The organism is Candidatus Methylomirabilota bacterium, assembly GCA_036002485.1.
In the GTDB taxonomy this organism is placed as follows: domain Bacteria; phylum Methylomirabilota; class Methylomirabilia; order Rokubacteriales; family CSP1-6; genus AR37.
In genome coordinates, this window is the sequence record DASYTI010000214.1 from 22707 (window position 1) to 38525 (window position 15819).

Below are 15819 nucleotides of genomic sequence, written 5' to 3' on the forward strand. Positions count from 1 at the left end.
TATCTCAGGCCCGGCTGGCCGCTGACGGGGCTGCCTCGCCGAAGACGGGATTGTCCGTCCGGTCCACGAGCGACTCGGCTCCCTCCGTGGGAAGCTGCTCCGAGTAGTTCTGGGCGGCGTCGATGTCCTTCTCCCACACTTCGCGCGGCAGCTCGTACAGCACTTCGATGCCGTGCCCGTCCGGATCGGAGATGTACACGCTGTGGGTCATGCCGTGGTTGGTGCGCCGGTGAAACGGCACTCCCTTGCTCTGGAGGAACGCGACCTGCTTGAGCCAGGACTCGCGGTCCGGCCAGGCAATGGCCACGTGGTTGATCCCGGTCCGGCCGGGCATGAGGTCCCACTTCTCGCGGTCCCCGCCGTTGGCCTCGGGCTCCTGGACTTCGGCCAGGGCGAGGTCGTGATGCGTCACGTGCCCTTGCGCGTCGAGGCCGCTGTAGAAGCGCATCTTCGGCCGCTTGCGTCCCGGGATGGGCTTGAGCTCGGCCACGCACCGGAAGCCGATGATCTCGGTCCAGAACCGATGCGAGGCTTCCAGGTTCCGCACGTTGAGGACGAGGTGATTGATGCCGCGCGGCGCTTGGGCCTGCCCTGAGGCTGCTGACGTGTCTTCCTTGGACATTGGTGTCCCTCCGTTACTCGACTGCTCCATGGCAACTCCGCCTCGCCGTCTGCATCCGCGCGGCTGAAGCAGCCATCAGTCTAACCCGATTCGCTCCCGTCCGGCTCACTTCATGGGTGATGCGGGGGCCGGGTTCAGGATGACCGAGCGCATCTCGATGAGGAGCGGCGCAGACTTGCCGAGGAAGGTCTGCCACTCGGGATCCTGCATCACCTGCCCGCGCACGGAGGCCCGATGGTTCAGGTCGCGATACGCCCACATGTGCACGACCTCGTTGAGCTGCCCCGCTTCCGTCTGCCAGACGCCCACGTTCGTGGAGTATTTCTCCCGTACCGGCATGATGGCCTTGAAGTGGCCCAGCCACTCCCCCGCCTTCCCGACGTGCGCGCGATACCAGCGGAGCTCGTAGAGATGGCCGGGCTCCACGGGCGGCTTGAAGGGAAGCTGCACGGACAGGATCTTGTTCTCCTGGGCCTGAATCATCGGGCGGATCTGCGGGACATAGCTCTTGGTCCACTCCTCGTTCTTGGCCAGCTCACCCCGCAGCCGGTCCCGCTCGTCGAGGCTCGGATAGTTCCAGAGATGGACGAACTGGTTGAGGAGACCGAACTCGCTCGTCCACGAGCCCTCGAGCTTCCCGTACTTGTCGCCCCGGACCTTCCGACCGACCTGTTCGTTCAGCTTCAGGTACTCACCCTGCTTACCGGGCATCAGCGTGTAGGTGCGCAACTCGTGGATCATGGTCTACTCCTTTCGTCTGGCTATCGGTTCCGCTGCGAAGACGCAACCTGCGCCCAACCTCGGGTAAGTCTAGGCCAAGTTCGACCCGAGTGCGAGACCCAGGAGAGTCTTGACGGAGGGCTATCGCCTCCGTACTCTGGCGGGCACTTGCTCCGGCCGGCCGCGCGGTCGGCGGCGGAGCCGCCACCTTCTCACCACGGAGGCTCACATGTGCGTCGATGATGACTCCTATCCTCCAATTCACCCGATCGCCGGCGGCTCGGCCGGCTCCCGCGATTTTCGCCTCGCCTCTGCCGACGGCACGCGCTTCATGGCCCACGCGGCTCGCGCGAGCGCGCCCACGGGCGCCGGGATGGTCGTCATCCCGGACGTGCGCGGACTCCACCCGTACTACAAGGAGCTCGCCGACCGCTTTGCCGAGGTGGGAATAGACTCGGTGGCCATCGATTTCTTCGCCCGCACTGCGCCCTCCGACGATCGCAGCGAGAGCTTCGACTTCATGGCCCAGGTCCCTCTCACCAAGCCCGAGACCCTGCAGGCGGACATCGCGGCCGCGGCCGCGTACTTGCGCGGCACGGAAGGCGGTGGGGTGCGGTCGCTCTTCTCCGTGGGCTTCTGCTTCGGCGGGGCGCTCTCCTATCTCCAGGCGGCCAGCGGGCTCGGGTATGCCGGGGTGATCGGGTTCTACGGCTGGCCCCTCGGATTGAAGCGGTGGCCCGACCGGCCGAAGCCCATCGATGCGGTGAGCCGCTATACCTGCCCGGTGCTGTCGCTCTTCGGCGGGGCGGACGAAGGCATTCCGCAGAGCGACGTCGATCAGTTCGACGCGGCCTGCCGCAAGGCGGGGGTCAAGCACGATCTCACGGTCTATCCCGGCGCGCCCCACAGCTTCTTCGACCGCAAGTACGCGGAGTTCGCGGAGGCTTCGGCCGATGCGTGGCGACGCAGCCAGGAGTTCGTACGGCAGTACACCAAAGGGTGAGTCGAAACAGCTACCTGGTGGCCACCACCTGACAGGCTGCTTGAGTCACGCGGTCGATCGCCTCTGTCCTGCTCTTGGGAGAGGGCATGGCGGGCGGCTGGGCGTAAAGCGGTCTGCCGAAGTCCGCCTTGACCGCCCAGCTGACGTTCTGAGGCAGGATACTCGGCTCTCTGAGTAGCGGAATGATGGCGGTGATCGAGCTGACCACCCCGACCACCGATCCATCGCCGGTGACCACAGGTCCACCCGAATGGCCAGGCTGGACCGGCACGGTCATCCGGAGGAAGGCCGTCTCCGCATCGGGTCCGGACACGGCGCTCACGGATCCATCCGCGAGCTTCGAGGCGGCATTGGCCGCCCCCTCGGCGGGGAAGCCCACCGTGAAGATGGGATCGCCCGGCTCCACCGACCGCGCCTCCCGCACATTGAGGTACGCGGGAGCGGCCAGAGAGGTCTTGAGGACGGCGAGATCCTGGCCGCGCGCACTATTGCTGATCGTGGCCGACGTCGGCTCGCGGCCGGGACACCTCACGACGATGGAGCGCGCGCCTTCCACGATGTGCAAGGCGGTGAGAAGCACGCCGTCCGGTCGCACGAAGAATGCGGTGCCCTGGCTGGAGGCCGCCGTGGGCACCAGCTGAGGCGCAGGCGCGGGACGAGGGGGAGGTGGCGGCTGAGTGGCCACCGGTGTCGGCGGCGAGGACGGAACCGGCCGGGGCGCGGTCGGCGTCGGCGGAGTCACGGGCGGTGGCGGGGTGACCGGTCTCGGCTGAGCCACGGGCGCCGGCGGAGCAGCGGGCGCCGGCGGAGCGAAAGGCGTGGGCTGGCCGAATGGTATCGGCTGAGCGGCCACAGGTCCGGGCTGGGGGTTGGCGAGCTCGGCTACGACGCGGGCGGGGGCACCTCGGAGCTGGTCCTCGAGATTCTCCGCATGCTCCCGGTAGCCCTCGCGGCGGAGGACGGCGACGCCCGCGAGGACCGATTCCTTGATCTCGTCGAGCCCGCCCGGCTCATAGCTCTTCTCTCGAAGGCGAAACACCTGCCATTCGTAGAGATCTCTCGCCATGTCGAGGTTGAATCGCTCGCCTCGCAGCAAGGTCCGGTAAAACCCGCACCGGCCACGGAACTCCAGGGCGAGGGCCTCGAAGAAACCCACGGAGTGGATGTAGTCGAGGGCGGCCGCTTGACACCTGTCCCAGTCCCCCGCCGCGGCTGCTTCTTGAATGCGTCGAGCGGAGAGCCACACCTCGGGATTGACCACGCAGGGCAGGGTCAGGGTGATCTGTCGACCGCCTCGCGCCACCACCACCTTGTGCGGCACCACTGGGCCGGCGGCGGAGGGGGGAAGAGGTCGACCGTCCAGACTCGCGACGGGAATCTCCTCCGCGCTGATGATCCGGTCGCCGCGGCGAAGCCCCGCCCGCTCAACCCACTCCGAGGTGGCGAGGACCGTGAGCTGCTGGCCGCTCAGGTACCCGACTTCACACTTGGGAGGCCGCGGCTTCTCTCGCAGAAAATCGATGAGGCCCTGGCGCGCCTGCGCCTTGAACGTGTCCGCTTCCTGGCGTTGCCGGGCCAGGGTCGCGGACGACGTCGATTCAGATGCGGGAGGAGTGTTGCCGTGGGAGGCGCACCCCAGGAGGGTGGCGGCGACCCCGCCGACAATGCACATCCAATGCAGGCAGCGCTTGAACACTCGGGCCTCTCGTACGGGAGCAGGTTGGGTCGGGTAGAGCGAGGGCTCCCGTAAATGGGGACGTCATCATAGCAGACTCCGCCCCCCCGCGGCCCGTTGTCCCCCGGACCCCATTCCGACACCTAGCGAGTGCTTCATGGGGCCCGGGAGCAACGGTAAGAGAAACCCGGTAGTTTCGTCGTACCGGGGCTCCCGGTCAGACCCGATGGGGCCTTCCGCCGATGAATCGATAGAGGGCGAGCAGAACCATCGCCCCGATGACCGCCATGACGAAGCCCACGGAGTCGCCTTCTCCATAGAGCCCCATGGTGCGCCCGAGAAATCCGCCGATCAGGGCCCCGACGATCCCCAGAACGACGGTGAAAATGAAGCCCCGAGGATCTCTGCCCGGCATCAGGAACTTGGCCACGATTCCCACGATCAACCCGAATACGATCCACATCAGCACGCTCATGATCCACCTCCCTCGCTGGTCTGGCAAAGCTACCCGTCTTCGACGACCTGATCACGCAGCAATTGCCATGCCGCGCGCGACAGGGTGGGCACGCGCCTTGCTTGCGCAATCGACGACAGCTCATCAGCTCACTCGCTCACTCATGGCGGCGCGAGCACATGTCTCGCGCCAGGAGGACACGATGCGGACCCAGAAGATGACCCGTCAGAGCACACGACAGAGCGCACGACGCACCGCGGAGAAGGACGCGATCGCCTTGCTCAAGGAGGATCACGAGAAGGTCCGCGAGCTGCTCGGCGAGCTCGAAAAGACCACCACCAAGGCCACCAGTCGGCGGGAGACCCTGCTCAAGTCGATCGAACAGGAGCTCAAGATCCACACCAAGATCGAAGAGGAGATCTTCTATCCCGCCTTCCGCGACGCGGCCGAGAAGCAGGACGACAAGAAGCTGTACTACGAGGCCCTCGAGGAGCACCACGTCGTCGACATGGTGCTGCCGGAGATCAAGAAGCTCGACGCCGGGTCCGACGAGTTCGCCGCCAAGGCCAAGGTCTTGAAGGACCTCGTCGAGCACCACGCCGAGGAGGAGGAGACGGAGATGTTCCCGCGGGCGCGCAAGCTCATGGACCGCGAGGAGCTCGTCCAGCTGGGTCAACGGCTCGCCCAGGCCAAGGAGTCGATGAACGGAAACATCCTGACCAGGCTGACCGAGATGGTGCGGACCTAGTCTGGACTATTCGCGAGATAACACCACCCTGGTCTACTCAGCCCTCGCCTCAGGGCTGCGCCCTTCAGCTCGAAGTGCGGCCCTCTCCCTCTCCGAGGAAGAGGGATTCATTTTCATCCCTCGCCCCCGAAGGGGGAGAGGGCAGGGTGAGAGGGAGGCGAGGATGCGGTAGACATTCTCGTGAATAGTTCGCGCTAGGCCGCTGACGCGGGCACCGCGCATCGCGCCCAGGGGGCGTCGAGCGCGGTGCCCTGGTCCGGGAGGCGCTTGACTTTTCTCCGCCCTCCCCCGAAAGTGTGGGGACCGCTCGAGCAGCATGATTTCACACACGTGCTCGGCGGCGGAGCGCCATGACGATCGTCGTAAGCGCCAGGAACGGGGCACGCGAGTTCGAGTGCGACCCCGGAGAAAAGATCCTCCACGCCGGCCTTCGGAGTGGTCTCGAGCTGCCCTACGAGTGTGCCACGGGCACGTGCGGCACCTGCAAGGCTTGGCTCGTCAGTGGACGCGCCGAGAGCGAGTGGCCGGACGCCCCCGGCCGCCGCTATCTGAAGAGCGAGGGCGAGCTCCTCATGTGTCAGTGCGTGGCCCAGGGGGATTGCGCACTCGACGTCGGTATCCCCTTGAAGGAGCGCGAGACGGGCACCCCCGCCCCGCGCGCGCTCGGGGGAACCGTGCGCCGTCTGCGCCGGCTCACCCACGACGTCGCGGCCTTCGACATCGATCTCGAGGGTGCCCTCGACTTCGAGGCGGGGCAGTTCGCCCTCCTCACCGTGCCGGGAATCACCGGGGCGCGCGCCTATTCGATGGTCAACTTCGACCCTCTCGCCGAGCGCCTGTCGTTCGTGGTCAAGAAGAAGCCGGGGGGCGCGGTCAGCGAGTGGCTCTTCCGCGACGGCGTCGAGGGCACGCGCCTCGGCCTCTTCGCCCCCCTCGGGCACGCGACCTTCCACCCTGCCCTGCGCAAGCACGTGCTCTGCATCGCGGGGGGAAGCGGCATCGCCGGCATGATGTCGATTCTCTCCCTGGCCTGTCAGGGCGGGCACTTCGGCGACTGGGATGGTCATGTCTTCTTCGGCGTCCGCACGGCGCGCGACGGATTCTTCCTCGACGAGCTGGAAGCCTTTCGGGCGCGGTTCCCGGATCGGCTCGCGGTGACCGTCGCCCTCTCCGACGAGGAGGTTCCCGACTCGCTGGCCGCCGCCTATCCGAGATTCGTCTTCGCGCGGGGCTTCGTGCACGCGGTGGCCGGCGAGAGGATGAAAACCCGCTTCGCCGACATTCGAGCCTACGTGGCGGGGCCACCCCCGATGGTCGACGCGAGTCTGCGCCTGCTCCTGCGCGAGGCGCGGCTGGCGCCCTCCGATATCCGGTACGATAAGTTCAGCTGACGGCACGCGGCCCTCAGCGGCACTACACCACAGTCAACCAAAGGAGCGGCAATGGGCCAGTACGAGTGTCACGTGTTCGTGTGCACGAGCGGGGAGACGTGCCCCACCCAGGCCGATACCGAGCGTTTCGTGAAGGTCCTGCGGGACGGGGCTCGTCAGGCGGGTAAGCAGAGCGCCGTGCGCATCAACAAGGCCGGCTGCTTCTCGCAGTGCGGCCACGGCCCCATGATCGTGATCTATCCCGATGACGTCTGGTATGGCGGGGTCCAGGAGTCCGATCTCGAGGAGATCCTCACCTCGCACATCCTGGGCGGACGACCCGTGGAGCGGCTTCGCTACAATCCGGGCGTCGCGGGGGCCAACAAGATGAGCGACGACGACATCAAGCGCGCGGCGGAAAGCCGGGCGCCCCAGCCGGAGGTGCCCACCCAGCCCGCGACCTGGAAGCGCGTGTGTGGACGCGCCGATGTCCCCGCCAACGGCATGAAGCAGTTCTCGGTGGACGGTGTCGATGTTCTCATGGTGAACACCGGCGATGCCTTCGTCGCCTGCCAGGCCATCTGCCCTCACGAAGCCGTCCCCCTCGAGCAGGGCATCCACGACGGCTCCACCCTGACCTGCATGGAGCACATGTGGCAGTTCGATCTCAAGACGGGGGCGCCCCTGGGCGACGCGCAGGAGGGGCTCAAGGGCTATCGGCTCAAAGAGGAGCAGGGCGACCTGTACATCGCGCTCGAAGGCTGAGGCTCGCCCTCGGCGAGGAGTGATCAGGAGCCGACGGGAGGGCGAGACATGGCGCTTCGGGTGCGGCGGGTCATCACGGGTCATGACAAGAACGGGCGAGCGATCGTCAAGATCGACGAGCTCTCGGAGAATCTCTTCACGGGCCGGCCGGGAGCGACGGCCTGTAACGTGTGGACCACGGAAGGCTTTCCCGTCAACAACGACGGCGAGGCCGACGAGAGCTTGCGCAAGGTCGGCACCACGCTGAAGCGCGGCACGATCTTCCGCATCATCGAGTTCGCGCCCGGTCTCGCCGCGCGCAACCACCGGACGGACTCCATTGACTACATCGTCGTCATCTCCGGCGAGATCGACATGGAGCTGGACGACTCTCTCGTCCATCTGCAGGCCGGGGACGTCATGGTGCAGCGGGGCACCATCCACAACTGGGTCAATCGCGGTACCGCGCCCTGCGTGCTCGCCGTCGTCCTCATCGACGCCAAATCCGTCGAGGCGGGCGGGAAAGTCTTGCCCGCCGTCGGCTAGGCGTCGACCTATCGGTGGGCCGGTTCATGGCCGGAAATGGGGCGCCGCCCATGGCGGTGCGCACGAGGGGGAGCGGGCCCGACGTCGTGCTCTTTCACGGCGGGATGGGGTGCTGGCAGCACTGGATCCGAAACATCGAGCCCCTGGCCACCCGGTTCACCGTGCATGCCCTGGATCACCCGTCGTACGGCGCCTCGGCCTCGGTGCCGCGAGAGACGACGGGGAAAGAGTACCTGGATCTCGTCCACCGTCTCCTCGCGGAGATGTTCCCCGGGGATGCGCCGCTGCGCTTTGCCGGGTTCTCTTTCGGCGGGGTCATCGCGGCCAACCTGGCGCGCCGTCTTGGATCTCGGGTGACCCACCTGTGCCTCGTCTCTCCCGCCGGATTTCCGCCGCGCACCTTCGCCGAGCGGCCCACCCGCAGCTACCGGGAGGCGGGAGACGATGACCGGCTCTTCCGGGAGATTTGCCGCCACAACCTCCTCGTCAACATGCTGAGCGACCCGGCGAGCGTGACCGAGGACACCGTCGACATCCAGGCGTATTGCGTCCGCCACACCCGCTTCAATAGCCGAAAGGTCAGTGGGGGCGGAACCCTCCTCGACGATCTCGCCCGCCTCGAGGGTCGCCTTCGCGTGCTGTGGGGGGTGGGGGACGATTCAGCTTTTCGTCCCGCCGATGTCCTGATCGGGCAGATCCGCGAAGTGGTCGGGAACCTCGATCTCCATCGTATCCCCCGGGCCGGCCACTGGTCGGCCTATGAGAACGCCGGCGAGGTCAACCGGCTGATGCTCGAGTTCTTCACCCGATGAAAGGAGAACGGAGATGAGAGTGGTGGCGCGAAAGCTCACGCTGGACGAGGACGGCATCCCCGGCTACGTGGCGCATCCGGAAGGGAGCGGGCCTCGGCCCGGGGTGATGATGGTGCACCACGCCCATGGCGTCACCGCGGACTACAAGATCGACGCGTACCGGCTGGCCGCCCTCGGCTTCAACGTCCTCGTGCCCAGCCTCTTCAACATGTTCGGGGTGCCGGGACCGAATCACATCGGCCAGGGCGCCGACCTGCAGGCCAAGCACTCCGACAGCGAGTTTCTCGTGAAGATGGACGAGGCCTGGCACTACCTCATCGAGCGCCTGAAGTCAGACCCGGCCCGCACGGCGTGTATCGGGCATTGCCTGGGCGGCCGGCTCCTCATCCCCTTCGCGGCGGACCACCCTCAGGTGCGCGCCATCGTCCTCTACTACCCGTCCGTCCGCGATGAGCCCGAGACGTCGCACCGGCCGCGACATGCCTTCGCCCTCGCCAAGACGCTCAAGTGCGCCTCCCTGGTGTTCTGCGCGGGCAAGGACCATATCGCCACGCCCGCCATCCAGGGCCCGCTCTGGCAGAGCTTCATCGGCAACGGCCAGCTCGTGGAATGGCACTTCTTCTCAGACGCCAATCACGGCTTCCGCCATCCCGACAATGACGGCTTCCAGCCCCACTACGCCGACCTCGCCTGGCCGCTCGTGACGAGCTTCCTGGAGCGCACGGTGTGATCCATCCGGCGGCCCCGTCACGGGAGCGAGTGGATCTCGATCAGCGACGCGCTCGGGAGGGGAAAGGGAACCCTTAGCACGAGGGCCCCGTCTCGAATCGCCTCCTCCCGCTCGGGCTCGTACAGCTCGAGCCCCTGGCGCTCTTTGATGGCTCGGAGCTGGGTGTCCGTGGGATCCTGCGGGGCGTCGAGCCGCCTCCAGGCGGTGTGACTGTTGCTGTGCTTTGCGTCGACGCGCCAGTGACGGAGGCGGACCCGGCGGCTTTCGAAGGGCAAGCGCTCGACGCGAAACGTGACGTCGGTCTCCCCGGGATGGGTCAAGTACTGGTCATCGGCGTGTCGCCACGCGAGCAGGGTGACGCAATCGCCACCGTTGAAGGTGGCCAGCGCGTCGATCTCCTCGGGCATGCCGGCCTCCCCGTCATCGAGCTTTTCGAGCGGCCAGGCATGGCTCGAGGCAACGGCGAGCCGCGTGTGGCCCAGCCGGGAAAGCATCCGATAGGCGTTGAGGACCGGCTTCTCCACGCCCTGAGCCGTGAAGAGGCTCCGAGTGCCCTCGAAGAAGCGCTCACCTTCGAAATAGAAGCTCCAGGTCGTCGCCTGGTCGACGTGGGCGCCGCTCCAGTCGCTCAGATCCAGGAGCCTCTTCATCAGCTTGCACTGGAAGACCGGGAAATATTCGGTGTTCCGGTAGGCGAAGTTCGCGTTGTCGTAGACGCCCCAGTGCGCGGGAACGGAGGCGTCGCACTCGTCCACGATGCACGGGAGATCGCGAAACTGGGAATGGGCCGCCACCGCGTCCAGGGCCGCCCGCACCTCGCGCAGCATCTTGAGGCTCGAGGGGGATTGCTTCCGCGGCGCAGGGCCCCCCAGCGGTCCGTAGACCCGCCACGGGTCGAAACGCGCCCCTTTCGTGTGAAAGGAGACGAAGTCGAGAGGCACGGAGGTCTTCGCGCAGTGGGCCAGGAACCCGCGCAGGAACTCGTGGCCCCGTCTCCCGGGACCGAGATCGCCCGTGGTGGTGGGGCCGCCCACCAAGGCCTCGGGCAGCGCCGCCTTCACGGCGGCCGCCGTCACGTCGTAGAGCGCGTAGAATTCCTCGGCCGTTCCGCGCCAGTAGGAGATATCGGGCTCGTTCCACAGCTCCCACAGCCACCCGCGGACATGCGGGGCGCCGTAGCGAGCCACACAATGCTCGACGAGGGCGCGGACGAGACCGGCCCATTTCCCGTAATCCTTGGGAGGGAATGACCAGAGCCCCGCCTCGTACGGGCTCCACTGGGTGGGGCTGGGCTCGTACGCGAAGCGCGCCTCCGCGTCGTCGGGCACGAGGGCTCGCGGCGTGAAGGCGAGCTCCACCAGGGGCCGCAGCCCCGCCTCCACCACGGCGTCGTACACCTGATCGGCGATGGTGAAATCGTAGAAGGGCCGGCCGGCGGCGTCTTCGTGGTAGACGTTGCCCGCGCCCCAGTGCGGCAAGGACCACCCGATGCCGCTATTGAAGATGTAGTGGGAGCGCACGTAGTACGGCTGCTCGGCGAATTCGCCGATGACCCGGAGCGCCCTCTTGCCCGCGGGCGTCGAGGTCCAGTTGATCTCGTCGTAGCCGAAGCTGGTCCAGATCCGACGGAGGGGGCCCCCCCTGGCCCCGCCGTCGACGCGCACGGTCGCCTCGGCGATAGGAGCCTCAGAACGACGGCGAGTCTCGTCGAGCAAGTCGGTGTCGAGTCCGGACGTCGATCGCCTCGATCATGACCGACGCGATGGCGGTTTGGCGCGTCGTCTCTTCGCTCGCATAGAACGGCGGCGAGTATAGCAGAGGGCAAGCCGGCCGTGATCCGCTTGACAAGCCGTGGGCGAGCGGCCTAGGGTTGCCCAAACCTTTGCAGACAACAACTCGAGCAAATGCTTCGCCGTGTTCAAGCCCTGAGAGGCGAGAGGAGGCCGGCGTGCCCGCACCCACTCCGCAATCGACGCCCCGCCTGCACGTAGCGGACGCGCCGCCGGCAAACGGGAACGTCCCGAAGCTCGCCGGCGACATCCGACACCTCATCCCCAAGCTCGGCCTGCGCAACTACTGGTACCCCGCCATCGCGGAGAGCAAGGTCGCCCGGCGCAAGCCGGTGAAGGTCTCGATGCTCGGCGAGGAGCTGTGTCTCTTCCGCGGCACCCAGGGCGACGTCGTGGCCATCCAGGACGTCTGCCCGCACCGGGGCGCGCGCCTCAGCGAGGGCGACTGTCATTATCGCGGCACCGTCGCCTGCCCCTATCACGGCTGGGTGTTCGACGAGTCGGGCAAGAACGTCATGGTGCTGTCGGAAGGGCCAGCCTCCGGCGTGTGCGGCAAGGCCGGCACCGAGGCCAAGGCCTATCCCACGCGGACCCTCAAGGGCCTCGTCTTCGTGTGGATCGGCGAGGGCGCTCCCGCTCCTATCGAGGAGGACGTGCCCGAGGAGTTCTTCGACGCGGAGTCCCTCGTCCTCGTCGGCCAGGTCGAGTGGCGGTGCAACTGGGAGGTCGCCCTCGAGAACTCGATGGACTCGCACGTCAACTACGTTCACCGCAATGCCATCGTGGTCGCCCGCAATGGCTTCATCGCCCGTGGCGCCCAGGGCGAGCACCCCATCTTCGTGGGCAACGGCTTCGGCGGCGACGTGGCCGAGAGCAACTATCTGCGCCAGAACCCGCGGCAGGACCTCTATCCCGACGGCCGCAAGTGGCCGAAGACAACCTATCGCCGACTCTGGACCTGGCTGTCCCGGCCGCTCGCGGAGCGGGCGCGGCGTCACATTCCCTCCCCGCGCTCGGCCAAGTGGTGCGGCGGCCACCACCTGCCCGGCATGTTCCGCGCCGAGTTCGGCTGGGACCTCTACACCCGCATGTGCGTGCCCGTCGAGGAGCACCGGACCCGGGTCTGGTACTACCACTGCACCCGGCCCAAGAGCGCGCTCGGGCGGCTCTGGGAGCGCGTCACCTACGCGGCCGTGCACCGGTGGATCATCGAGTACAACTTCTCGCGTCAGGACGAGCGCGTGATGATCAACCAGCGCTACGACACCCCGGAAAAGCTCTCGTCGACCGACGCCGAGGTGATCCAGTGGCGGCGGCTGGTCGTCACCAGGCATTTCGGCGGTCGCGACGCCCCGTTCGAGTACAAGAACCCCGACGGCATGGCGCCGGAGGCCGTGCCCTTGAGCCGGGTCTCCGTACGCTACCTCCAGGAACAGGGGCGGATGCGGTCGACCTCGGCGGCCGAAGCTCCCAACGCCGGCTGAGTCAGGCACGCACGGCGAAAAGAAAGGGTCCAGGATGGCCGACGAGCGAGTCAGCCGGCGGCAGCTGATCCAGTCCGTCGTGCTCGGTGGCGCCGCCCTGGCCATGGCCCGAGGCGGGTCCGGCGCGTGGGCGGCCGCGCCCTCCGAGTGGCCTCAGATCGTGGCGGCGGCCAAGAAGGAAGGCAAAGTCGTCGTCAACACGTTCCCCGGCGACGGCTACAAGCGGGCCCTCAAGGCCTTCACGCAGGCGTATCCCGACATCAAGGTCGAGCATACGGGCCTGCACTCGCAGGACTTCGCGCCGCGCATTCTCCAGGAGCGCCAGGCGAGCCTCTTCACCTGGGACGTCGCCACGATCCCGACGAGCACGGCGCTCCAGGTACTACGTCCGGCCGGCGTGTGGGATCCCGTGCGACCGGCCATCGTGCTGCCCGAAGCGACGGACGACGCCGCGTGGGACGGCGGCTTCGAGCGCGGCTTCGCGGTGGTGAAGGATCGCGCGCTCGCCTACGGCTTCAGCGCCGTGCGCGGCGGCGGAGTCACCATCAATACCGACCTCGTGACGGAGGACCAGGTCAAGGGCCTCACCGAGCTGCTGAATCCCCGGTGGAAGGGCAAGCTGCTGCTGCCTGACGTGCGCGTGATGGGTGATGCCTTCTGGCCGATGACCAGTGCCCGTCTCCACCTGGGCGACGACGTCATCAAACGGCTCTTCGTAGACCAGGAGCCGGCCCTGAGCCGTGACAGCCGTCAGATCGCCGAGTTCATGGTCCGCGGCCGCTATCCGATCGCCCTCGGGGTCAACCCTCTGCTCCTGAGTCAATTCCAGCGCCAAGGCCTCGGCAAGAACCTCAAGCTCCTCCGCTTCCCCGAGCTGGACACGTTCAGCTCCGGCGCCAGTACCGTGTGGCTGATCAACCGGGCGCCGCATCCGAGCGCGGCGAAGCTCTTCATCAACTGGCTGCTCACCAAGGACGCCCAGGTCGCCTGGGCGCGTGAGGTCGAGACGAACAGCCGCCGCGTCGGCGTCGAGCCGGGCAATCCGCTGTATGCGGTGCCGCGGGGCGCCAAGTTCCTGCAGGTGGACGCGGAGGAAAACCTGGCCGAGGTCATCAAGACGCAGGACATCGCCAAGGCGGTGATGAAGTAACGGACCCGAGGGTGGGCCCAAGCGTGGGAACGACGCCCGGCATCAGCGAGACCGTCCTTTCGCTCGACGGCGTCACCAAGCTGTTCGGCCCGACGGCGGCGGTGGACCGCGTGTCGCTGTCGATCCGCCGTGGGGAGGTCTTCACCCTGCTCGGCCCCAGCGGCTGCGGCAAGACCACCACTTTGCGGCTCGTGGCCGGCCTGGAGCATCCCGACGCGGGCGAGATTACCCTGCGCGACCGCGTGGTGGCGTCGGCGTCCCGCCGGCTCTTCGCGGCGCCGAACCAGCGCAACCTCGGCATGGTCTTCCAGTCGTACGCCGTGTGGCCGCACATGACCGTGTTCGAGAACGTCGCCTACCCGCTCGAGGTGCGCGGCATGAAGCGGGCTCTCGTCCGCGACAAGGTCGCCCGCGTGCTCGACCTGGTGGGCCTGGGGGGGATGGAGGCCCGACCCGGCACGCTCCTGAGCGGCGGCCAGATGCAGCGCCTGGCCTTGTGCCGCGCCCTCGTGTACGAGCCGGATCTCTTGCTCCTGGACGAGCCCTTCAGCAACCTGGACGCGAAGCTGCGGGAGCAGATGCGCGTGGAGGTGAAGCTACTCCAGCGCCGCCTCGGCATCACCGTGCTCTTCGTCACCCATGACCAGGTCGAGGCCCTCAGCCTCTCCGACCGCATCGCGGTGATGCACCGCGGGCGCGTGGAGCAGGTCGGTCCCCCGCGCAGCCTGTACGAAGAGCCTGCCTCCGCCTTCGTGCGCGACTTTCTCGGTCAGACGGTGATCCTGCATGGCCGTGTCGGTCCCGCCTCGTCCGGTCACGAGCTCGCCCGTGTCGCCGTGGAGCTGAACGGAGCGCTCTCCGGGCGCACCCTGGCCGGCCGGGCCGCCCCCAGCGTCGCCCTCGCTCCGGGCGCGGCGGCGCACCTCGCCATCCGACCGGAAGACATCCAGGTGTTCCCGGATGACCTCGCGCAGGGAGAGACCAACCGGTTACCGGGTGTCATCGACACCCTGTCCTTCGTCGGCGACCGGTACGAGGCGCGGGTGGCGCTTGGCGGAGAGTACCGTATCGTGCTGTTCTTGCCCCGCGCGCGCGAGTGGCGCGAGGGCGAGCGGCTACAGCTCGGCTTCCCACCGGAAACGGTGAGCGTGTGGCCGGCCTGACCCAGGCGGTCGCGGTCATCACGCCGCGGAGGATCGAGCAGCAGACCGTGCTCTGCACCGTGGCCCTCGCCGCGGTGACCCTGTGCGTCGTCTTCCCCCTCGTCCTCGTCGCCGTCCAGAGCCTTCAGGTCGCCCCGCCGGGACAGCCGGCCAGCTACGGCCTCGACGGCTGGCGAGCGGCCCTGGGCGAGCCCGGCCTCCGCGCCGCGCTCTTCAACACGCTCAAGGTGACGTTCGTCCGCCAGCTTCTCTCGCTCCCGCTCGCCATCCTGGTCGCCTGGCTCCTCGCCCGCACGGATCTCCCGGGCCGCGGCTGGATCGAGTTCGCCTTCTGGGCCGCCTTCTTCCTGCCCCCCTTCACGGTCACCTTGAGCTGGATCCTCTTGCTCGACCCCGAGTACGGCCTCGTCAACACCTGGCTCGCCAGGCTCCCCTTCGTGGGCGCGAGGCCGTTCAACATCTACTCGTTCTGGGGAATCGTGTGGGTCCACATCATCACCGGGTCCCTCACCGTGAAGGTGATCCTTCTCACCCCGGCCTTCCGCAACATGAACGCCTCGTTCGAGGAAGCCTCGCGCGTGGCGGGGGCCGGCACGCTCCGGACGGCCCTCCGGATCACCGTCCCCGTCATGGCGCCCGTCATCCTGTCCGTGCTGCTCCTCGGGACCATGGTCTCGCTCCAGACCTTCGAGGTGGAGCAGGTGCTGGGCCTGCCCTTCCGCTTCTTCGTCTTCAGCACCACCATCTACGACCTGCTCGTCACCCGGGTGCCGCGCTACGACGCGGCCACCGCCCTGTCCGTCCTGAT

Annotated in this window: 16 protein-coding genes; 11 read left to right on the plus strand and 5 right to left on the minus strand. The window is 67.5% G+C overall.

Going from position 1 to position 15819, the window contains the following annotated elements:
* Positions 1–4: 4 nt before the first annotated feature.
* Together VGT00_19100 and VGT00_19105 are read right to left on the minus strand one after the other, a co-directional pair.
* The gene (locus VGT00_19100; GenBank protein HEV8533538.1) at positions 5–622 is read right to left on the minus strand and encodes a VOC family protein; all 618 of its coding nucleotides are present in this window, start codon (positions 620–622) and stop codon (positions 5–7) included.
* 105 nt (positions 623–727) lie between these two features.
* The gene (locus tag VGT00_19105) at positions 728–1363 is read right to left on the minus strand and encodes an NIPSNAP family protein (GenBank protein HEV8533539.1); all 636 of its coding nucleotides are present in this window, start codon (positions 1361–1363) and stop codon (positions 728–730) included.
* A 208-nt stretch (positions 1364–1571) separates the two neighbouring features.
* Here VGT00_19105 and VGT00_19110 point away from each other — a divergent pair, with 208 nt between their 5' ends.
* Positions 1572–2345, plus strand: a complete 774-nt coding sequence (locus VGT00_19110; protein HEV8533540.1) for a dienelactone hydrolase family protein — start codon at positions 1572–1574, stop codon at positions 2343–2345.
* Positions 2346–2355: 10 nt separating this feature from the next.
* On the opposite strand, the gene VGT00_19115 is transcribed toward VGT00_19110, so the two are convergent.
* Both VGT00_19115 and VGT00_19120 read right to left on the minus strand, forming a co-directional pair.
* Positions 2356–4041: a trypsin-like peptidase domain-containing protein gene (locus VGT00_19115; protein HEV8533541.1), complete on the minus strand. Its 1686-nt coding sequence runs from the start codon at positions 4039–4041 to the stop codon at positions 2356–2358.
* A 196-nt stretch (positions 4042–4237) separates the two neighbouring features.
* Positions 4238–4495, minus strand: a complete 258-nt coding sequence (locus VGT00_19120; GenBank protein ID HEV8533542.1) for a GlsB/YeaQ/YmgE family stress response membrane protein — start codon at positions 4493–4495, stop codon at positions 4238–4240.
* Positions 4496–4676: 181 nt separating this feature from the next.
* Between VGT00_19120 and VGT00_19125 the strand changes: the two genes are divergently transcribed.
* From VGT00_19125 to VGT00_19150, 6 genes are all read left to right on the plus strand, one after another.
* On the plus strand, positions 4677–5222 hold the full coding sequence (locus VGT00_19125; GenBank protein HEV8533543.1) for a hemerythrin domain-containing protein: 546 nt from the start codon (positions 4677–4679) through the stop codon (positions 5220–5222).
* A 350-nt stretch (positions 5223–5572) separates the two neighbouring features.
* Positions 5573–6613 carry a 2Fe-2S iron-sulfur cluster binding domain-containing protein gene (locus VGT00_19130; protein HEV8533544.1) on the plus strand — a complete coding sequence of 347 codons (1041 nt, stop codon included), beginning with the start codon at positions 5573–5575 and terminating at the stop codon, positions 6611–6613.
* Positions 6614–6664: 51 nt separating this feature from the next.
* Positions 6665–7357: a Rieske 2Fe-2S domain-containing protein gene (locus VGT00_19135; protein HEV8533545.1), complete on the plus strand. Its 693-nt coding sequence runs from the start codon at positions 6665–6667 to the stop codon at positions 7355–7357.
* 48 nt (positions 7358–7405) lie between these two features.
* Positions 7406–7882: a cupin domain-containing protein gene (locus tag VGT00_19140; protein ID HEV8533546.1), complete on the plus strand. Its 477-nt coding sequence runs from the start codon at positions 7406–7408 to the stop codon at positions 7880–7882.
* Between the two features lie 50 nt (positions 7883–7932).
* A complete protein-coding gene (locus VGT00_19145; GenBank protein ID HEV8533547.1) occupies positions 7933–8694 on the plus strand; it encodes an alpha/beta fold hydrolase in 762 nt (253 codons plus the stop codon).
* 13 nt (positions 8695–8707) lie between these two features.
* Complete coding sequence (locus VGT00_19150; protein HEV8533548.1) at positions 8708–9424, plus strand: dienelactone hydrolase family protein; 717 nt, start codon at positions 8708–8710, stop codon at positions 9422–9424.
* Positions 9425–9441: 17 nt separating this feature from the next.
* Here VGT00_19150 and VGT00_19155 read toward each other — a convergent pair whose 3' ends face one another.
* On the minus strand, positions 9442–11088 hold the full coding sequence (locus VGT00_19155; protein HEV8533549.1) for a glycoside hydrolase: 1647 nt from the start codon (positions 11086–11088) through the stop codon (positions 9442–9444).
* 284 nt (positions 11089–11372) lie between these two features.
* On the opposite strand from VGT00_19155, the gene VGT00_19160 reads away from it, so the two are divergent.
* The 4 genes from VGT00_19160 to VGT00_19175 form a co-directional block, all read left to right on the plus strand.
* A complete protein-coding gene (locus VGT00_19160) occupies positions 11373–12698 on the plus strand; it encodes an aromatic ring-hydroxylating dioxygenase subunit alpha (protein HEV8533550.1) in 1326 nt (441 codons plus the stop codon).
* 34 nt (positions 12699–12732) lie between these two features.
* The gene (locus VGT00_19165) at positions 12733–13848 is read left to right on the plus strand and encodes an extracellular solute-binding protein (GenBank protein HEV8533551.1); all 1116 of its coding nucleotides are present in this window, start codon (positions 12733–12735) and stop codon (positions 13846–13848) included.
* Between the two features lie 23 nt (positions 13849–13871).
* Complete coding sequence (locus VGT00_19170) at positions 13872–15011, plus strand: ABC transporter ATP-binding protein (protein ID HEV8533552.1); 1140 nt, start codon at positions 13872–13874, stop codon at positions 15009–15011.
* On the plus strand, positions 14999–15819 hold an 821-nt coding region (locus tag VGT00_19175; protein HEV8533553.1), incomplete at its 3' end, for a hypothetical protein. The genes VGT00_19170 and VGT00_19175, both read left to right, overlap by 13 nt.

Bases quoted from the DNA above. Each gene is read 5' to 3' on its own strand.
- VGT00_19100 (HEV8533538.1), bottom strand. From the start codon at position 622: ATGTCCAAGGAAGACACGTCAGCAGCCTCAGGGCAGGCCCAAGCGCCG.
- VGT00_19105 (HEV8533539.1), bottom strand. From the start codon at position 1,363: ATGATCCACGAGTTGCGCACCTACACGCTGATGCCCGGTAAGCAGGGT.
- VGT00_19110 (HEV8533540.1), top strand. From the start codon at position 1,572: ATGTGCGTCGATGATGACTCCTATCCTCCAATTCACCCGATCGCCGGC.
- VGT00_19120 (HEV8533542.1), bottom strand. From the start codon at position 4,495: ATGAGCGTGCTGATGTGGATCGTATTCGGGTTGATCGTGGGAATCGTG.
- VGT00_19125 (HEV8533543.1), top strand. From the start codon at position 4,677: ATGCGGACCCAGAAGATGACCCGTCAGAGCACACGACAGAGCGCACGA.
- VGT00_19130 (HEV8533544.1), top strand. From the start codon at position 5,573: ATGACGATCGTCGTAAGCGCCAGGAACGGGGCACGCGAGTTCGAGTGC.
- VGT00_19135 (HEV8533545.1), top strand. From the start codon at position 6,665: ATGGGCCAGTACGAGTGTCACGTGTTCGTGTGCACGAGCGGGGAGACG.
- VGT00_19140 (HEV8533546.1), top strand. From the start codon at position 7,406: ATGGCGCTTCGGGTGCGGCGGGTCATCACGGGTCATGACAAGAACGGG.
- VGT00_19145 (HEV8533547.1), top strand. From the start codon at position 7,933: ATGGCGGTGCGCACGAGGGGGAGCGGGCCCGACGTCGTGCTCTTTCAC.
- VGT00_19150 (HEV8533548.1), top strand. From the start codon at position 8,708: ATGAGAGTGGTGGCGCGAAAGCTCACGCTGGACGAGGACGGCATCCCC.
- VGT00_19165 (HEV8533551.1), top strand. From the start codon at position 12,733: ATGGCCGACGAGCGAGTCAGCCGGCGGCAGCTGATCCAGTCCGTCGTG.